The sequence below is a fragment of the Moraxella sp. FZFQ2102 genome (assembly GCF_024137865.1).
Classification (GTDB): domain Bacteria; phylum Pseudomonadota; class Gammaproteobacteria; order Pseudomonadales; family Moraxellaceae; genus Moraxella.
In genome coordinates, this window is the sequence record NZ_CP099960.1 from 1,200,253 (window position 1) to 1,219,341 (window position 19,089).

12 protein-coding genes are annotated in these 19,089 nt (G+C 43.1%); 10 read left to right on the forward strand and 2 right to left on the reverse strand.

Going from position 1 to position 19,089, the window contains the following annotated elements:
* Positions 1–43: 43 nt before the first annotated feature.
* Positions 44–1,222, reverse strand: a complete 1,179-nt coding sequence (locus NGM44_RS05695) for a DUF1615 domain-containing protein (protein ID WP_253222784.1) — start codon at positions 1,220–1,222, stop codon at positions 44–46.
* 177 nt (positions 1,223–1,399) lie between these two features.
* Positions 1,400–2,356, reverse strand: coding sequence for an acyl-CoA thioesterase II (locus tag NGM44_RS05700; RefSeq protein WP_253222785.1), 957 nt, complete (start codon positions 2,354–2,356; stop codon positions 1,400–1,402).
* Positions 2,357–2,575: 219 nt separating this feature from the next.
* Between NGM44_RS05700 and plsB the strand changes: the two genes are divergently transcribed.
* The 10 genes from plsB (at position 2,576) to galE (ending at position 19,079) form a co-directional block, all read left to right on the forward strand.
* On the forward strand, positions 2,576–5,134 hold the full coding sequence (gene plsB / locus NGM44_RS05705) for a glycerol-3-phosphate 1-O-acyltransferase PlsB (protein ID WP_253222786.1): 2,559 nt from the start codon (positions 2,576–2,578) through the stop codon (positions 5,132–5,134).
* Positions 5,135–5,452: 318 nt separating this feature from the next.
* A complete protein-coding gene (locus tag NGM44_RS05710; protein WP_253222787.1) occupies positions 5,453–6,907 on the forward strand; it encodes a nucleoside-diphosphate sugar epimerase/dehydratase in 1,455 nt (484 codons plus the stop codon).
* A gap of 22 nt (positions 6,908–6,929) precedes the next feature.
* Positions 6,930–8,108: a DegT/DnrJ/EryC1/StrS aminotransferase family protein gene (locus NGM44_RS05715; protein WP_253222788.1), complete on the forward strand. Its 1,179-nt coding sequence runs from the start codon at positions 6,930–6,932 to the stop codon at positions 8,106–8,108.
* A 52-nt stretch (positions 8,109–8,160) separates the two neighbouring features.
* On the forward strand, positions 8,161–11,973 hold the full coding sequence (locus NGM44_RS05720) for a CDP-glycerol glycerophosphotransferase family protein (RefSeq protein ID WP_253222789.1): 3,813 nt from the start codon (positions 8,161–8,163) through the stop codon (positions 11,971–11,973).
* A 3-nt stretch (positions 11,974–11,976) separates the two neighbouring features.
* The gene (locus NGM44_RS05725) at positions 11,977–13,125 is read left to right on the forward strand and encodes a GT-D fold domain-containing glycosyltransferase (RefSeq protein WP_253222790.1); all 1,149 of its coding nucleotides are present in this window, start codon (positions 11,977–11,979) and stop codon (positions 13,123–13,125) included.
* Between the two features lie 136 nt (positions 13,126–13,261).
* Complete coding sequence (locus NGM44_RS05730; protein ID WP_253222791.1) at positions 13,262–14,281, forward strand: Stealth CR1 domain-containing protein; 1,020 nt, start codon at positions 13,262–13,264, stop codon at positions 14,279–14,281.
* Between the two features lie 9 nt (positions 14,282–14,290).
* Positions 14,291–15,163, forward strand: a complete 873-nt coding sequence (locus tag NGM44_RS05735) for a UTP--glucose-1-phosphate uridylyltransferase (RefSeq protein WP_253222792.1) — start codon at positions 14,291–14,293, stop codon at positions 15,161–15,163.
* A 9-nt stretch (positions 15,164–15,172) separates the two neighbouring features.
* Positions 15,173–16,810 carry a glucose-6-phosphate isomerase gene (gene pgi / locus NGM44_RS05740; RefSeq protein WP_253222793.1) on the forward strand — a complete coding sequence of 546 codons (1,638 nt, stop codon included), beginning with the start codon at positions 15,173–15,175 and terminating at the stop codon, positions 16,808–16,810.
* Positions 16,810–18,054, forward strand: a complete 1,245-nt coding sequence (locus NGM44_RS05745; RefSeq protein ID WP_253222794.1) for a UDP-glucose 6-dehydrogenase — start codon at positions 16,810–16,812, stop codon at positions 18,052–18,054. The genes pgi and NGM44_RS05745 overlap by 1 nt, the downstream gene beginning before the upstream one ends.
* Positions 18,054–19,079 (forward strand): UDP-glucose 4-epimerase GalE, encoded by a 1,026-nt coding sequence (gene galE, locus NGM44_RS05750; RefSeq protein WP_253224636.1) that lies wholly within the window; start codon positions 18,054–18,056, stop codon positions 19,077–19,079. The genes NGM44_RS05745 and galE overlap by 1 nt, the downstream gene beginning before the upstream one ends.
* Positions 19,080–19,089: the final 10 nt, after the last annotated feature.

A 19,089-nucleotide genomic window follows, 5' to 3' on the forward strand; every position in this document is an offset into this window, starting at 1 on the left:
TGGATGAGTTTTTTAAACCATTTTTCAAACATTTTAAAAATCATCAAACCAGCTTTAACTGCTTAGCCGTCGCCATGCAAGTCTGATAGCGTTTATCGACGCGTGTGGCGAACCAATTGGTATTATAATCTTGCGACAGTTTCGGCCCTGAGATGGTGACTTGTGGCATGATCGCATAGCTTGGGTTTTTACCCATTTTTTTGGTGAACAGATCGCTGACAGCTTGATAAGTGCGCGTATTTTCGAAATCTTGGCGTTTTTCTTTACGCAGATCGGCGCGGATTTGTCGCTCGCTTAAGCCTGATTGATTGGCGGTGAGTAGCTTGATCACTGCTTGTTCGGTGGTGGATTTTTGGCTGATGGCATCACCGTCTTTATACAGTAAAAGATCGCCATCAATGGCAAGCTTGATACCGCTCAAAGTCGCCACACGCTGCTGAAAGGCAGCATTGCGGCTAGAGTACATCCCAGAATTATAATCAGCAAAGCGGTACAAGGGCTTATCATAATCTGCCTGATACACCATCAAGCGGTGAATACCGTAGTACAGCCCGCCGTACTGCGTGTACAAATCATTGCGTAGCTCACGATCACCCATGCTCATCCGGCGATGCGCTCGTGCGTAGTCGATATGCACCTGCATCGAGCCGAGCGTGGTCACGGGGTTGATGCGCTCATCGATGCCTTGACCAGATAGCTTGGTGATATTAGCGATACCCGATACTTTATAAGTCTTTGTAAAATAATCAAAAATTTCTTGGTATAGCTCATCAAGCTGCTTCTCGGTTTTGACCGCTTGGATTTGTTTGATGAAGTTGTTTTGTTTGGTGGGGCGGGTTTCGAGCATATTGCGAAACACTGGCGCCAGATTTTTGCCAAGTTTGTCTTCAAGCTTATCATCGATGGCGGATAAGGCAGCCTTACCAAGATTGGGCACGCTGGGGTTGGCATGAAAGTTGGATTCTTGGTCGATGATGGCGATGGCGGTGCAGACATTTTGGGTGCTTAACGGAATGTTAAGCTCGCCATAGATGCGAGCGATATCCGATGCCCAGCTGTCACGAGCGCTGACACGATGTGGGATGAGTTTGGCGATTTGTTTGTCGCTGAGTGCGCTGCTGTTGCTTGGGACGGCATTTTGGATAAAATCACAACCGCCTAGCAGAGTCATCACTGCAAGTGGTAGGGTTAGTTTTAGTGTGTGAATAAGAGGCTTGGTCATCGGTCATCACCACGGAAAGTCAGCGCCAATCGGCACAAGGTGATATATCTTAAGGGATGCAAAAAAAGCGGTCAAGACATCGGCACAAAATTTAACCAATGCGTAAGATTCTAAAGCTGGTAGTCGGCAGACGCCTTGCGATTGGGCATCTGCCAAGTTGTTTTGGTTATTTTGCCATCAGGCATCTGTGACAGGGTGCTTTCGCATCAGACATTCTTGCTGAGTACTGGCGACGAGATGACCGTTTTGCCAAAACTGACCATGATTGAGCCCTTTGGCATGGCTTGTGGTGTCGCTCCACATATCATAAAGCAAAAATTCTGTGACATCAAAGGGGCGATGAAAGTGCATGCTGTGATCGATACTCGCCATCTGCATACCGGGGGTGGTGAGTGTCAGTCCATGACCAAGTAGTGATGTCCCTGCCAAATAATAATCCGAAATGAATGCCAGTACTGCTTGATGAATGGCGACAGGTTGTTCGCCAAGCTTATACGCACGCACCCAAAACGCATGGCGGGGATAAGTTGGTGCCGGATTGATCGGATCTTGGGGATGGATTGGACGCATCTCAATCGGACGCTCACGCATGAAGCGAAGTTTGAGTGGCTCTGGCACCTTATCGACCAAAGTGTGTTTGAGTTGCTGCTCGGTCTGGAGTGTCTCGGGCGCAGGATAGCTTGGCATCCGACCTTGGTACTCAAGACCACCTTCCATTGGCGAAAATGATGCAATCATCGAAAAAATCACTTGCTCTTTGGTCACCTTTTGACCATTTTTATCCAGTCCTTCGACATACTGCACAGCGATGACTTCACGAGCTGACAGGCTGCGACCATCTCTCAGACGACGCACTTGATAAGTAATAGGCAGACGAATATCACCACCACGCAAAAAATAGCCATGCAGACTATGGCAAGGCTTATCATACTCCAAGGTATATGCCGCTGATAGCAGTGCCTGTGCCAACACCTGACCACCAAAGACACGCGGCCCAACAAAATCAATGCTATCGCCCACAAAGGTATCATCGCCATCTTGGCGCAGTTTAAGCACTTCTAGCAGTGCATCGATGCCAGTTTCGGGCAGGGTGGTATCGTTGAGATAGTTTTCATAAGCGGTTTTGGCAGCCATGACACATCCTTTATGCGAAATAAAAATCAATACAAATCAAAATTTAGCAAAAAGTATAGCATTTTTTGACCCAAAATCAGCCAAAAAACACAAAAAAATGTTAGAATGAAAAGTCATTTTGGTACAAACAAATCTAGCAGAGTCGTACGGATTGCCATCGACATCCGCCGCAGATTCATCGGATTGTATTATTTATCGCACAGTTTTTGGTGACTTTTTATGTTCAAATTGCCCAATTGGTTGTCGTCGAAGATATCGACGGCTGACAAGCCTGCCGCAAGCAAAGCGCCCAGCAACCAAACGCCGAGCTCCTATCGACAGCTATCCGCCAAAGGCCTATCCTTGGCGGTCAAGCCGACGGTCATCGGCGAAATTCCTGTGCTTGATCCGACGATTCCGACCTTTTATGTGATCCGTACTTATTCTCGATCAAACAGCCTGCTTGTTGGGATGCAGACTGATGAACTTGGCTTGCCATCGGCACTGGCCGAAGTGCGTGCCGATGGCATTCATGAGACTTCGGCGATGATTTTTTTGAAAGATCGTCGCTCGGACAGCACGCGCCAGACGACGGTGCCACGATTGGAGCGCTTGATTCAGGCGTGCTTGGCAAATCCTGAGCTCAAGGTGCAAGTCGTGCCTGTGACCATCTTGTGGGGGCGTGCACCTGACAAGGAAGAATCGCTGTTTCGCTTGATGATGGCGGATGAATGGGCATCACCATCCAAGACCAAGCAGCTGTTTAATATCGGTGTGATGGGGCGTGATACCTTTGTGCGATTTAGCGAGCCTAAGGATCTACAATCACTCATCAATGACGCCAAAGCAGGCGTGGGTGATGATTTGACCACGACCATCGCCATGCGCCTAAAAGGCTATCTGGATAAACAGCGCACGAGCATCATCGGTCCTGATCTGTCAGATAAGCGTAATATCGCCGGCACGATCCTGTCATCACCAGTGGTGACTGATGCCATCGAAAAGCACGCCGCCGAGACCGGCAAATCCATCGCTGCTGTCAAAGCTGAAGCCCAAGGCTATTTGGGCGAGATCACGAGCGACTATTCGCATTCGGTGGTGCGTTTTTTTGATCATTTCCTGACATGGCTATGGACACGACTGTATGACGGCGTGGAAGTGCGTCATTTTGAGCGTGTGCGTGCTTTGGCGCCTGATTTTCAGATTGTCTATGTGCCATGCCATCGTAGCCACATCGATTATCTATTATTGTCTTATGTGATTTATAAGCGTGGCCTGCGAATCCCGCATGTCGCTGCCGGTGAGAACCTAAATATCCCGATCCTAGGTGAGATCTTACGCAGTGGCGGGGCGTTCTTTATGCGTCGTAGCTTTAAGGGCAATGCTTTATACAGCACGGTGTTCAAAGAATATGTACACAGCCTGATGCAGCGCCAAGCACCGATTGAGTACTTCATCGAAGGTGGTCGCTCTCGCTCGGGTCGTCTGCTGCCACCGAAACTTGGGATGCTGGCAATGACGGTCAATAGCCATCTGCGTGAGCCTGCCAAACCTGTGGTATTTATCCCAACTTATATCAGCTATGAGCGTATCATGGAAGGGGCGACTTATGTCGGTGAGCTCAAAGGCAAGCCAAAAGAAAGTGAGAATTTATTAGGCCTACTAAAAACTGCCCGTAAGATTGAGCGGATTTTTGGTACGGTGCATCTAGCTTTTGGTGAGCCGTTGTATCTCAATGATTTTATGGCTAAATTCGATGTCGCCATCCAAGATGGTAGTGATGAGAATACCGCTAAGACGCACGCCATGGTACAAAACCTTGGCGTCAAAGTGATGCAAAACATCAACAAAGCCGCCGTGGTCAATCCTGTGTCGCTGCTGGCACTGGTGCTACTGTCCACACCCAATGCTGCACTTGATGAAGCGCAGTGCCTAGAGCAGATCAAGCTGTATCAGCACATCGCCCAAGCGCTGCCTTATGATCCTGATACTCATGTCACCGACATGAGCCCAAAAGAGATCTTAGAATACGGCATTAAGCTAAAGCTCATCGAGCGTACACCGCATATCCTAGGCGATATGATTCGTGTGGCGGATAAGCAAGCACCGCTACTGAGTTATTTTAGAAATAATATCTTGCATGTGTTTATCATCGCAAGCTTCCTTGCGGCACTGGTGCAGCGAAATGGCCGTATCTACCGTGAGAAGCTTGAGAGTATCACCGAGCTTTTGTATCCATTTTTACAAAGTGAGCTGTTCCTAAAAACTGCCCTACGCAATATCGCCACCCAAGCCGAACGCGTGCTAAATCTGCTCATCGAGCGTGGTGTCATCGTCGATTTGGGAGATGGCGTGGTCGGTAGCCCCGAGGGCAACTCTGAAGCGTATCAGCAGCTGATGGTACTGGCAAGCCCCGCCCAGCAGAGCCTTGAGCGCTATTTTATGGCGCTGACATTGCTGTCTGAGCAAGGTTCAAACCGCCTAAACACCGAACAAGTGGTCAATCTGTGCTATGTGCTTGGTCAGCGTGTGTCAGTGCTACATGCTGATGATCTGCCAGATATGTTTGATAAGGCATTGTTCACAAGCTTTATCGATACCTTAGTGCGCGTGGGCTATGTCACCATCGATGGCAAGACGGGGCTGCTGACCTTCGATGAACGCATCGATAAGATCGCTGAGCATGCCAAGTTCGTCCTGCATCCTGATATGATGCAGCTATTGCGCCACACGGCAAGCCTAAGCCATGATGAAATCACCCTTGCGATGCAGGAGATTAAGAAGAAGCGGTGGCGGTAGGATTGCCATGCAAACAGCTTATTAGATGGCTTATTGTGATGATGTTTGCTAACTTTGTTGTTTGTGTGTTAATGTAGGCTGGGTAAAGGATGTATGTTCCTAAAAGTTTGTTTATAATAAGCTTATTTTCAGCTTGAAACTATTTTGCTATAGATAAAATAGTTTTGACCGTTTTTTAATATTGGCTGATAAGTAGTCAGAGCTAAATCCTAAACGGTTGATGGTTTGTCAATTTACAACAGCTTGTTTTGCATTTCTTAATATAATGAACAAGCATTAATTTGGTGTATTTTTAATTTCGATTGGCGGTAATAAGGTATGGAATCTGTTCAGCGTTATAAAGCAGCAGTCCTAATTTACGGTGCGGGCGTTGGCGGTCAAGAGCTGCTCCAACATCTTGAAAACAAAAAAGAATATCGTACTGTTGGGTTTATTGATGATAATGCAGATTTGATTGGTAGGACAATCATGAATTTGCCCGTCTATTCACCTAATGATATTCAAGGGCTAATTGATAAATATGCCATCGGAATTATTATTCTGGCAATTCCCTCTTTGGGTGAATTCCGTAGATATGAAATTTATGAGTTGCTTGAAAAGTTTGAGGTTCAAATTCTGACTTTGCCGAATTTAACCGACATTTTGCTTGGTAAGGCCAGTACAGCGCAGACAACAACAATTTCTCCAGAATACTTGCTAGATCGCTCAAGTGTTCAGCCAATAGGGGATTTATTGGTTAAGAACGTCACTGGCAAGTCTGTTTTGGTGACAGGTGGCGGCGGTTCCATCGGTAGTGAGCTGGCTCGTCAGGTGGTAAAGTTGAAACCTAAGCAGCTGATTATTTTAGAGCTATCGGAGTATGCTCTATATAATATTGAAAGTGAATTGTCTATTATGTCAGATGTGCCAGTGATCACAATGATTGGCAGTGTACTAGACTTGATAAAGCTACAACAAATCTTTTCTCAATATCAGGTCGATACTGTATATCATGCTGCCGCCTACAAACATGTGCCAATTGTTGAAAAAAACCCTTTTGTGGGAGTGATTAACAACTTTATCGGTACAGCAAATTGCGTTAAACAGGCGGTTGAGCATGGTGTGGAAACTTTTGTGCTAATCTCTACTGATAAAGCGGTTCGCCCAACCAATGTAATGGGTTGTAGTAAGCGATTGTCAGAGTTGGTTTGTCAAGCAATGGCAGATGTTCAATCAAAAACCACTATTTCTATGGTGAGATTTGGTAACGTGCTCGGTTCTTCAGGTTCGGTAATCCCATTGTTTGCTAAGCAATTGCAGGAGGGAGGACCGATTACGGTAACACATCCTGATATCACTCGATATTTTATGACTATTCCAGAGGCGTCTCAGCTAGTCATTCAGGCAGGCGCTATGGCGGTTGGAGGGGATGTTTTTTTGTTAGATATGGGCAAGCCTGTTAAAATTAACGATTTAGCTAAGCGGATGATAAAGCTAAGCGGTTTGCAACTAAAAAGTGACAAATATCCAACAGGTGTTGAGATCGTTTATACAGGGCTTCGACCTGGTGAAAAGCTTTATGAAGAACTATTGATTAGTGGTGATAATTTGGAGCGCACAGAGCACCCAAGAATCATTAAAGCGCACGAAAGACATTTTTCTCTAACAGAAATCGATGAGTTGCTCGCTGGCATACTGAATGCGTATGGCAATAATGATGTAACATGGTTATTAGACAAATTAAAATATTTTGTAGATGGCTATAAACAAAGTGAATTTATCCAAAATTCTTGATTAAATATTAAAGAGTACTAATATGAGTGAAAATCAGCGTTTTTTACCGTTTTCTTTACCAGACATCACCGAGCAGGAGATTCAAGAAGTTGTAAAAACTTTGCGCTCTGGTTGGGTAACAACAGGGCCAAAAACCAAACAGTTTGAGCAGGATTTTGTTGCTTATTTGGGTGATAATAGTTTGGAGGCGATTGCTGTCAATTCTGCGACATCTGGGTTGCATTTGGCTCTGGAGGCGCTTGGTATCACTACAGGGGATGAGGTAATTGTACCAACTTATACCTTTACGGCAACTGCTGAGGTAGTGCGTTATTTGGGAGCAGACCCGATTTTTGTTGATTCAGATCCTGTGACTTATTGTATTGATCCTGCCTGTGTTGAGGCTGCGATTACTCCAAAAACCAAAGCTATCATTCCTGTGCATTTTGCAGGCTTGACGGCTGAAATGGATAATATTTTGGCAATTGCGAAAAAACACGGTTTAAAAGTGATTGAAGATGCAGCACATGCATTCCCAACTAAGTACAAAGGCAAGCTGATTGGAACCCTAGAGAGTGATGTGACGGTATTTAGCTTTTATGCTAATAAGACAATGACCACGGGAGAGGGCGGTATGTTGGTTTCTCGGAATCCCGAGCTTATCAAACGTGCCAAGATTATGCGCCTGCATGGTATCAGCCGTGATGCATTTGATCGCTATCAGTCCAAAACTCCCGCATGGTTTTATGAAGTTATTGAGCCAGGCTTTAAGTATAATCTACCAGATATTTGTTCAGCGATTGGCTTGGTACAATTAAAACGCATTGATGAATTTCAGCAAAAGCGAGAAGCGTTAGCAAGCGTCTATCAAGAGGCTTTAAAAGATTTGCCGATCAAACTGCCTCATTATGAGAGCAAAGAGATGGGACATCAGCATGCGTGGCATTTATACCCAATTCAGCTGACTAACAAGGCCAGCATTACTCGTGAAGATTTTATCTTGAAAATGTCGGAATTTGGTATTGGTTGCTCAGTGCATTTTATTCCACTGCATAGACACCCAGTTTGGCGAGATATGTATCAGTTGGCGCCAGAGCAATTTCCTGTGGCGGAGCAGCTCTATCAAAATGAGGTATCTATTCCTTTGTTCACAAAAATGACAATGGATGACCAGGCGTATGTGATTGATGCTATAAAAAAGGTATTGGGCGCGTCATCATAAATGAACACTTGCCCAATATTTGACAGTAGTTTTTTAAGCGGTTGGTAATGGTATGAGTATATTTGATAAATTAAATCGTAATGATGTTGAAAGAACGTTCAATAAGGTCGTCAAAAACAAAAACGATCTGATTAGAAAAACCAAAAAATTAAGAAGAGATCCGGAATTGTTTTTTAAGGATATGTATGTCAAAAGAACCAGGCAATTAATTTCTAAAATTCCTGTCAAATATGAAGGCCAACACCAATTTACGGTGGTATCGGCAGTTTATAATGTTGAAAAATACTTAGATGAATATTTTTCGTCATTAGTTAATCAAAGCTTGGATTTTAAAAAGCATATTCAGCTTATTTTGGTGGATGATGGCTCTACGGATAGCTCCGCCAAAATCATTAAAAAATGGCAAAAGAAATACCCAAAAAACATTCACTATTATTATAAAGAAAATGGTGGACAGGCATCTGCCCGAAACTTTGGTATTAACTATATCCAAACAGATTGGTGTACTTTTATTGATCCTGATGATTTTGTTGATGTTAACTATTTTTATGAAGTGGATCGGCGTTTACAAAAAGACCAAGACTTGTGGATGGTGTCATGCAATTTTATTTTCTATTATGAAGAAAGTAAGAGAATTAAAGATACCCATCCACAAAACTACCGCTTTAAAGAGAAAGTGAGTTATTTTGATGTGCGAGACCAAAATCAGCACATTCAATTATCGGTTAATTCTTCATTTGTAAAAAAACAGATTATTGATAAGCATAATTTGCGTTTTGATGTGCGTGTTAAGCCATCGTTTGAAGATGCAACTTTTATGATTAATTACGCATTATTCTTGCATGAGCAAGTGGGTAGAGTTGCATTTATTAAAGATGCCAAATATTACTATCGGAAAAGAGCCGATGGTTCTAGTACGCTAGATACAGGTTGGGTTAAGCCATCTGGATATGATGAAGTATTGCGTTATGGTTGCTTGCAAACGCTCAGAAGTTACCATGAGACATTGGGATACGTGCCAGAATATGTTCAAAAAACAGTGATGTATTATCACATTTGGCAAATTCATCGCATTATTAATGATAACAATGCTTTGAATTTCTTGACCAAGGGGCAAAAAGATAAATATTTACAACTACTAAAAGAAATCTTTACATATATTGATGAGGATGCAATCGATCGTTTTAATTTAGCGAGTGCTTGGTTCTTTCACAAGGCTGGCATGCTCAATCTCTATAAGAATCAATCGCCTAGAAAGGATTTGCAAATTGGTTATATTGAAAAATATGATGCAACCAAAGATGAAATCTTGCTGTATTATTTTGCACCAGAAGGCAGTATGGCTGCTTTTTATGATAATGATACACTAATTCAGCCATCAAATAAAAAAATCCTTCGTCATAGCTTTTTAGATGAAGCTTTCATTTATGAATACCGCTATTGGTTGCCATTGTCCGACAGAGGTGATATTAGCTTTGAGGTGGATGGCAATCCTACCAAAATCGGTTTTGCAGGCAAGCACATTCGCACGCCAATCGAAGCACAAGATATCCGTCAGTATTTTCAAGCGCAATACAGATATCCAAATGTAAATGACGTTTGGATTATTATGGATCGTGATGTGCAAGCAGACGATAATGCCGAGCATTTTTATCGCTATGTGATGAATAACCATCCAGAGCAAAAAATCTATTTTGCTCTGCGCAAAAGTTCGCACGATTGGGCTAGATTGGAGGCTGAGGGCTTTAATTTGCTTGATTTTGGCTCAGTAAGATTTGAGACTGAGTTGAAAAATTGCTCAAAAATTATCAGTTCGCACATTGATAATTACATCGTGGATTATTTTGGCGATAAGGGCTTGCTGGCAAAAGATTTTGTATTCTTACCCCATGGCGTCACTCAAAATGACCTGTATTCTTGGTACAATTCAAAAATTCAATACATGAGTCTGATGGCAGTCGCCACATATGATGAGTATGACTCCATAGCAGGTGATAATAATCATTATAAATATAGTAAAAAGGAAATTAAACTGACAGGCTTTCCGCGTCATGATGCTTTGTTGAAAGGCAATGTGGCAAATACTAAGCGCATCGTAGTTATGCCAACTTGGCGTAAATATTTACTTGGTAGTCATGATAAGCAAACAGGGCAGTTTCTTAAAAATCCTAAATTTATGCAATCAGAATATGCTCAGAAATGGCAATCATTTTTGGCAAGTGCTGAATTGCAGCGTTTGATACGTGAGCATGGCTATGAGGTGGTGTTTGCACCACATAAAAATACAGAAGCATATTTGGATGAGTTTAATATTCCAAGCAATATTAAGATTTGGCGAGCTAATCCAGATGAAAGCATTCAAAAACTGTTCCAAACAGCAGATTTGATGATTACGGATTATTCAAGCGTTGCTTTTGAGATGGGATATCTTGGGAAGACCGTTCTGTATTATCAATTTGATTTCGAAGAGTTTTTTGCCGAACAGTGGCAGAGGGGTTATTTTGAATATGAGACTCACGGCTTTGGGGCGGTTTCGACTGATGAAGATAAACTATTGTCTGATTTGGCAGCGGTGCTTGCTAATGATGGCCGCGCTTTGCCAGAATATCAAAAGCGTATTGATGATACTTTTGCGCATCGTGATGATAAAAACTGTGAAAGAGTATATCAAGAAATTTTAGCATTAGATAATACTCAAAGCCAGCCATCTATTATGGCTGATGATTTTGTGCAACAAATGCTGTCCTATGCACATACCTATCGGTCTTGGCCGGTACTTGAGAGGGTTTTAACTAAACAATCATCAGAAACTCTCCAGCCAGAACTGTATCAAGCATTATATATGCAAGGTAAATACCAAACACTGTTTAAGCTGTTGGCACAAGAAACGACCGACGAACAGACGCGCAATCAATGGCAAGCATTAATAGATTTTTGGTTGCAGGATTATGCAGGTATTTCGGAATATTTTACAAATAACCAAACCCAAAATGTACACAATGTAATTATTGGCCTGTTGGCACATGCTTATTTGCAAGACAAACTGAAGTTTGATGTCACAAAGGAACTATTAGCATCATATTCTCTTTCGGCAGGCGAACTGGTTATTGTGGCAATATCTCAAGCCATTCTAGAGCAAGATCAAGGGCGTATTGTAGAACTGGTTGAGACTACCATTCGTGATGAAATTTGGACTAAAGATGAAATGTATCTTTACAAACCAAACCTGTTAGCAGCTCGGGCGTTGATTGCATTGGAGTTATATGACAGAGGTTATGGGCACATTAGATTGCATAGTGCGATAGCTAATAATGACTATGCAGCCCATCTGTTAAACGCACAATTGGATTATGCTCAAGGTAGTTATCAGTACAGCATCGATCATTTTCAAATTTTAAAAGATATGGGTGTAAGTTTGCCTATTCCAGATAATCTTTGTTATATTAAGTCTTTGTGCAAAACTAGATCATTGGCTAAATTAGCAGAAGAAATTACCAATGATTCGAACTTGTTGCACTTAATTTGCGCAGATAATGAATTATTGACATTATGGATTGATGTACAATTATCGCAAAAAAACTGGAGTGAAATTATTCGCATAGATTCGATGCTTAAGCAGGAGTGGCGAACCCAGTTTTTGCATCCTGTAATTTTGGCCTATTATCGCCTAGGTAAAATTGAAGAAGCATATCAGCTATTGCAAAAACCAACAGTTGACCATTCCTATGATTATTGGGAGTTGGTTGCTGAATTGGCAATTCTGATGGGAGATAAGAGTTTGGCAAAATATTGTTATCGAATAATGGTGGCTGTTTATCCTGATATGAATAAAGATAAAAATTTGGCCAGCTTAAAAGGAGTGTGAGAAATGATTATTTCCAAGAATGTACTATTAAACGAATTAAAAAGACACTATAAGGATCACTATTTTATTAACAGAATAGATATATATCGTCACGTTGTATTTTGTGAATTGAAAACTCCATCCTTGCATTGCGCTGTTGAAATTTCCGAGGATTTAAGCATAGAGTTGGTTTTTAGAAATGAAACCAGTAGGATTAAATTTTCTGAATTTTTTGGTTTTAATTTTATGACAGGAAATCGGTTGCATCCGACACTTGAACTTGATTCAGTTTTTTCGATCAAATCTAAAAAGTTAGAAAACAATCATGATTTATTATGGTATTTAGATGAGATCTTTGGGGCGTGTATTAGGGTTGAAAAAGATATTCTTAGTCGATTATCCGTAATTGAAAAAAGTTTGTGTCAAATAAATAATTCAACTTTATTAAGCTTGCGCAATCAAGTATTTTTAAACATGGGGGAGTTTATGGCGGAGAGGCTTCTCTCCATGAAAGAAACTTTAATGAAAATTTCTCAAGATAAATTAAGCATAGCTCGTTTCGGAGATGGCGAAATAACTTTGATGACAACGCGCCGCAGCCTCACATTTCAAAAAAGCAATTGGTCTTTAACCCAAGAATTACAAGATATATGCCAACAAAATAATTCAAACTCTCTCTTAGTTTGTATGCCTGGTTTAATGATAGAAAATCCTTGGTGGGCTGAATATTGGACAAAGCATTGGTATCAGTGTAAATTTCTTTTATCAAAGCAATGCATTTTAGGTGATTCGTTTATTACGAGGCCGGAAGCTTTTTACAAATACGGAAATGCAATGGTGAATCTTTGGAAAGATTTATGGGATGGTAAAAAAGCTTGCTTTGTTACCGGCATCTCTTCAAAGATGAATGTTAGTCATTTCATGTTTGATAATTTGTCCGATTCAAAACATATCTATTCTTTGCCAGCAAATGCTTATGATGAGATAAATGAACTTGTGGAAAAGTGTATTGCTAGCTCTGATATTGATGTTTTTTTAATAGCACTTGGTCCGACAGGAACTGTGTTAGCCAGTCGGCTAGCAAAACTAGGTTATTGGGCTTTGGATATAGGCCATCTTAATAATAGTTATGATACGGTTTTTAATAATATGCCAACACCGGAAAAGTTATAACTCTTATTTAATTAGATATTTTCCTTATAATAATTGTGATATGAAAAACCCTCTAGGTATATACAAAAAAAAAGCCAAAAAGCTTATCCAAAATCCTCCCATCTTTTTTCGGGATTATTTTAATAAGCATTACCCCTTGACACATACTGAGCTTGGTGTGGATGAAGCAACCGAGTCGGCATTTATTGCCTACTCGGGCGTCAATGATGTTGTAACAGCAGGTAATGTGCCAGTGGATGTGGTATTTACTTGGGTGGATAATACTGATCCAGCTTGGCAGGCCAAATATCAAAAGTATGTCCAACAGGTCAGCGGAGATAATGTTGGTCAGTTTGCCACTGATATTGCACGGTTTGACAATCATAATGAGCTGTATTATTCGGTCAAGGCGGTCAAAAAATACCTACCTTGGGTGAATCATGTTTATATCGTGACGGACAGTCAGGTGCCAAGCTGGCTTGGTGAGTTTGATGGTATATCAGTTGTTGATCATCGGCAAATTATTGACGAGCAGTATTTGCCGACATTTAATTCTCATGTGATTGAAGCGTTTTTGCATAAAATCCCAAATCTATCAGAGAATTTTATTTATTTTAATGATGACGTCTTTGTGGCAAGATCCTTACCAAAAGAACACTTCTTTTCAGCAAATAATCTGGCATCGATTTTTATTTCTTCCAAAAGCTTGTCCGAGATGTTTCATCGAGGGGTGCAGACACCGACACTGCTTGCTTCACTTAAGAGCCTAGAGTTGTTAGCTCGGTTGCATCACCATGCGGTAACCAATGCACTGGTGCATACGTATTATCCACTGAAGCGTTCGGTATATGAACAGGCATGGCAGGCATTTGAAGGTGAAATACGACAGTTTTTGCCCAATCGTTTTCGTGGTAATAATGACATTAATATGGCAACTTGCCTTGTGCCGTGGCTGATGTATTATGAGGGCAAGGCGGCTGAGCGAATTGATGTATGTTATTATTTTAATATCCGATCTCGCAAGGCATTAACCTGTTATGATAAATTGGAAAGGTTAAAACGGCTAGATGCTTCACCGCATTCGTTTTGCGCTAATGATTTTAATACCGAATTAAAAAATCCAGTTCCAGATTATCGTGAGCGATTGCTTGCGATGCTAGAAAGTTATTATAAGTAAGAGAAGATTATGAAAAATATCACCCACGCCATTATCCCTGTTGCAGGCTTTGGTACGCGTATGCTACCGCTATCCAAGGCAGTGCCAAAAGAGCTGCTGCCACTGGGTAATAAACCTGCCATCCAATATGTCATCGAAGAAGCCATCGCTGCTGGGATCAAAAATATCGTCCTAGTCAATCATGCCCAAAAGATGGCGATTGAGAACTATTTTGATATCAACAGCGAACTGGATACCCAGCTGCGCTCTAAGGGTAAGGATAGTTTGGCTGACAGCCTAAGCTTCTTGCCTGATGATGTCACCATCACTAGCGTCCGCCAAGGTAAGCCATTGGGTCTAGGTCATGCAGTTCTACAGGGTCGTGCGGTGGTAGGTGATAACCCATTTGCCGTGCTGCTACCTGATGTGGTGCTAAACCCTTATGCGTCTGATTATGAGATGCATAACCTTGCCTTTATGATGGCTGAATTTGCCAAGACAGGTCGCAGTCAGATTTTGGTTGATCCTGTGGCGACGGCAGACATTCATAAATATGGCATCGCTCGCCTAGCTGATACCCAAACCATTGAAAAATCAGATAACAATATCTGCTTTGATGTCAAAGGCTTTGTCGAAAAGCCTTCGGCTGATGTCGCACCGTCAAATTTGGCTGTGGTGGGTCGCTATGTGTTTGATAATGCGATTTTTGAGTATCTTGCCAAGACCGCCCCAAGCGTCGGCGGCGAGATTCAGCTCACCGATGCCATTGATGCACTGATCGGCACGCAAGGCATGGATGTGGTGACGATGGTGGGTAACAGCTTTGATGCTGGCGATATGACCAGCTATATGCAGGCCTTTGTGTATTTTGCTGATAAATTGGGTGTCAAGTCTGCGAATTAAGGATAATTCATGAGCCATACCACCAATACCGCTTGGCAAGCCCTACTAAATCTTGCTGCCACCACGCCAAATATCGGTGAATTATTTGCCGATAGCAGTCGCAGTGAGCAATTTAGTGCAGCCGCCTGTGGGATTTATATGGATTATAGTAAGCAGGCGCTGGATAATGAGCGTCTGTCGGCATTGATAACCCTTGCCAAATCCAAAAATTTATCCCATAAAATCAATGAGTTATTATCAGGTGTCAAGGTCAACGACACCGAAAATCGTGCTGCTTTGCACACGGCTCTACGCTTGCCAAAGGGTGAGCCTTTGTTGGTGGATGGTGTGGATGTCGGTGGGCAGGTGCATGATAGTCTAGATAAGTGCGAAGCGATCGTCAGCCGTATCCGTACAGGTGTGTGGCGTGGCTATTCAGGCAAGGCAATCACTGATGTGGTCAATATCGGGGTTGGTGGTTCGGATTTGGGTCCGCTTATGGCGGCGACAGCACTGGAGGAATGGGCAGATACGGACATTCGGGTGCATTTTGTTTCCAATATGGACGGCACACAGCTTGATGGCTTGCTTAAAAAACTCAATCCGCAAACGACACTGTTTATCATCTCGTCCAAATCTTTTGGCACGATTGACACATTATCAAACGCCAAAACTGCCAAAGCGTGGCTACTCTCCACCGGTGCCAAAGAACAAAGCCTATTGCGTCGGCATTTTATCGGTATCTCGACTCGCACCGATAAGATGAGTGCGTGGGGCATTCATCCGGACAATCAGCTCTTGCTGTGGGACTGGGTGGGTGGTCGTTTTAGTATGTGGTCGGCCATCGGGCTTGCCATTGCTATTCGTATTGGCATGACGGGTTTTCGTGCACTGCTGGCGGGTGCTTATGCGATGGATACACACTTTGCCACCGCTGACTTTGAGCACAATTTGCCTGTACTGCTTGGCTTGATTGGTGTGTGGAATTCTACCTTTTTGGGGATCAATGCCCATACGGTGTTGCCTTATGATGGGCGATTGTCATTTTTTCCCAATTATCTGACCCAGCTTGAGATGGAGTCCAACGGCAAATCGGTGGCGCGTGATGGCGTGGCGGTGGATTATGACACCTGTCCGATTTTGTGGGGGGATATTGGTTCAAACGCTCAGCACGCTTTTTATCAGCTACTACACCAAGGCACGCAAAGGGTGTCGTGCGATTTTATCACGCCGATTCGTCGATATGATAATCAGCAGCACCATCACGATGCCTATTTAGAAGAACAGCACAAATTATCCTTGGCAAACTGTCTTGCGCAGTCACAGGTGCTTGCCTTTGGTAATGGGGCGCTTGGCGAAACCGCTCAAGATGAATTGAATGAGTTTAAACGCTATCGCGGTAATCAGCCATCTACAACCTTATTATTAGACAGCTTAAGCCCATCTACTTTGGGTGCACTGATTGCCTTATACGAGCATAAAGTGTATGTGATGAGTGTACTGTGGGGGATTAATCCTTTTGACCAATGGGGCGTGGAAGTGGGCAAAGTGATGGCAAACAGTGTGTTTGATGCCCTAAATGATGGCAAGGCGGACGGCTTTGATGGCTCAACCAATGCGTTGCTTGCCAAGATTTTACAGGCTCAAGCCGTACAAGGGGGTGTGTGATGACTGATTCTATCCTACTCATCGGCTGTACTAATGAGTCTATCAACACTGCCATTTGGCTGGCCAGTCTAAATAAATCGGTGCAGTTGTTGGCTGATGAAAGTGCAGTGTCGCACACATTGGCAAGCTACAAGTTTGACCATCAGATGTCAGCCCTGTGGCAAATGTACACGCAAACAGGGCAAATCACCGTGGTGGATACGCCTAGTGTTGCCGCCTATGTGTGGCTGTTTTTGGATGCCCAAGGCGTGGATAAGCAGTTGTCATCGTTATTTGACACGACAGCCCAAGTCATCTTAAGTGGTTCGGTGGCTATCGGTGATGTGGCAAGCTTGGCAAATGAGTTTGCTACCAGCCAAGTCTGCTATGTGCCGTTTGTCTTTATGAAAGATGGTACGGGTTTTGGTTCATTATCATCGCCTGATATGATGATGATCGGTGAGAAGAGCTTGGACGTGCATACAACCAATGAGCTGCTACTCATGCTGTTATCTCGCACGGATAAGCAGTTTGTTGGTGATGTTAAGACGGTGGAATTTGCCCGTGCAGGGATTATGGCGATGCTTGCCACGCGTCTAAGCTTTGTCAATGAGATGGCGCGCCTAGCGGATGCCAGTGGCGTGGATATGACAACGGTGCAGACAGTGATGGGGATGGATAAGCGTATCGGCAAGGATTATCTGTCGGCAGGGTGGGGCTTTGGCGGTCAGACACTGCCTACCGAAGTTGAGTTACTTGATCAATTTTTTAAACAAAATCATGTCCAAAGCCGTCTATTGTCCACCGTATCGCAGATTAACGAAGACCAAAAAGAGCTGATTTTCCGTAAATTTTGGCGATATTTTGATGGCTTTATTGATGGTAAATCAGTGATGATTTGGGGTGCAGGCTATCGCACAGGTACAGGCCGCACGACCAATTCGGCCATTCATCCGCTCCTAAAGCTGTTATGGTCATATGGCATCAAGACAAGCATTTATGCCCCAAATGCAGGCTTTGAGCTGACGGAAATTTATGGCGATGAGCCGTTGTTTGGTCTGTGCGATGATGCTTATGAGTTAAGTGGGTGCGATGCACTGTTTATTCTTAACTGGTCAGAAGTGGTGCTGCCAAATATTGAGCAATTAAACCAGTTTGGCTTACCGATTTTTGATGCCAAAAATATCTTGAATAATCAATTGGTCGCACAGTATGCAGGCGATTATCATGGCATCGGCCGTAATCACACTAAGGGTGAAGTATGATGAAAAAAATTCTCGTAACCGGTGGCGCAGGCTATATCGGCTCGCATACCTTAATTGAATTGATTGCAGCAGGATTTACACCTGTGGTGTATGACAATCTGTCCAATTCAAGTCCAGTGGCGCTTGCGCGAGTGGAACAGATTGTGGGGCAACGCATCCAATTTATCCAAGGTGATATTTTGGATAAAGATTTGCTTGCCAAAACCTTTGCTGAGCATGATTTTTTTGGCGTGATTCATTTTGCTGGACTAAAAGCAGTGGGTGAGTCGGTCGCAAAGCCCGTCAAATATTACCAAAACAATGTCGCAGGCACGCTCAACTTGCTAGAAGTCATGCAAGAATATGGGGTGAAAAACTTTATTTTTTCATCATCGGCAACTGTCTATGGCGACCCTGAAGTATTGCCAATTGTCGAAACCGCCAAGCGCTCATGTACCAATCCGTACGGACAGTCTAAATTGACCGTTGAGTACATTTTGGAAGATTTGGCAAAATCGGATGGTGAGTTCAATGCTGTGTCATTGCGTTATTTTAACCCTATTGGTTCGCACAAAAGCGGTCTGATTGGTGAAGATCCAAGTGATATTCCCAATAATTTAATGCCCTATATCAGCCAAGTGGCGGTCGGTAAATTACAAAAGCTGTCTGTTTTTGGTAATGATTATGACACCATTGATGGCACGGGTGTGCGTGATTATATTCATGTGGTGGATTTGGCAAAAGGTCATGTGGCAGCACTGGAATATCTGGTCAATACCCCAAGCGGTGTCGGCTTTTGCCCTGTTAATCTAGGCACAGGTAATGGCACGTCGGTATTGCAGCTTGTGGATGCTTTTGTAGCAAATACAGGGCAGTCGGTGCCTTATGCCATCGTTGATCGCAGACCTGGTGATGTGGCGGCTTGCTATGCCAGCAGTGACAAGGCGCGTGAGCTGTTCGGCTGGACGGCGACACTGGGCATCAATGAGATGTGTGCTGATGCATGGCGTTGGCAAAGTGGCAACCCCAATGGCTACCGTCACTGATATAGCGGAT

Bases quoted from the DNA above. Each gene is read 5' to 3' on its own strand.
- plsB (WP_253222786.1), top strand. From the start codon at position 2,576: ATGTTCAAATTGCCCAATTGGTTGTCGTCGAAGATATCGACGGCTGAC.
- NGM44_RS05725 (WP_253222790.1), top strand. From the start codon at position 11,977: ATGATTATTTCCAAGAATGTACTATTAAACGAATTAAAAAGACACTAT.
- galE (WP_253224636.1), top strand. From the start codon at position 18,054: ATGAAAAAAATTCTCGTAACCGGTGGCGCAGGCTATATCGGCTCGCAT.
- NGM44_RS05700 (WP_253222785.1), bottom strand. From the start codon at position 2,356: ATGGCTGCCAAAACCGCTTATGAAAACTATCTCAACGATACCACCCTG.
- NGM44_RS05710 (WP_253222787.1), top strand. From the start codon at position 5,453: ATGGAATCTGTTCAGCGTTATAAAGCAGCAGTCCTAATTTACGGTGCG.
- NGM44_RS05735 (WP_253222792.1), top strand. From the start codon at position 14,291: ATGAAAAATATCACCCACGCCATTATCCCTGTTGCAGGCTTTGGTACG.
- pgi (WP_253222793.1), top strand. From the start codon at position 15,173: ATGAGCCATACCACCAATACCGCTTGGCAAGCCCTACTAAATCTTGCT.
- NGM44_RS05720 (WP_253222789.1), top strand. From the start codon at position 8,161: ATGAGTATATTTGATAAATTAAATCGTAATGATGTTGAAAGAACGTTC.
- NGM44_RS05745 (WP_253222794.1), top strand. From the start codon at position 16,810: ATGACTGATTCTATCCTACTCATCGGCTGTACTAATGAGTCTATCAAC.
- NGM44_RS05695 (WP_253222784.1), bottom strand. From the start codon at position 1,222: ATGACCAAGCCTCTTATTCACACACTAAAACTAACCCTACCACTTGCA.
- NGM44_RS05715 (WP_253222788.1), top strand. From the start codon at position 6,930: ATGAGTGAAAATCAGCGTTTTTTACCGTTTTCTTTACCAGACATCACC.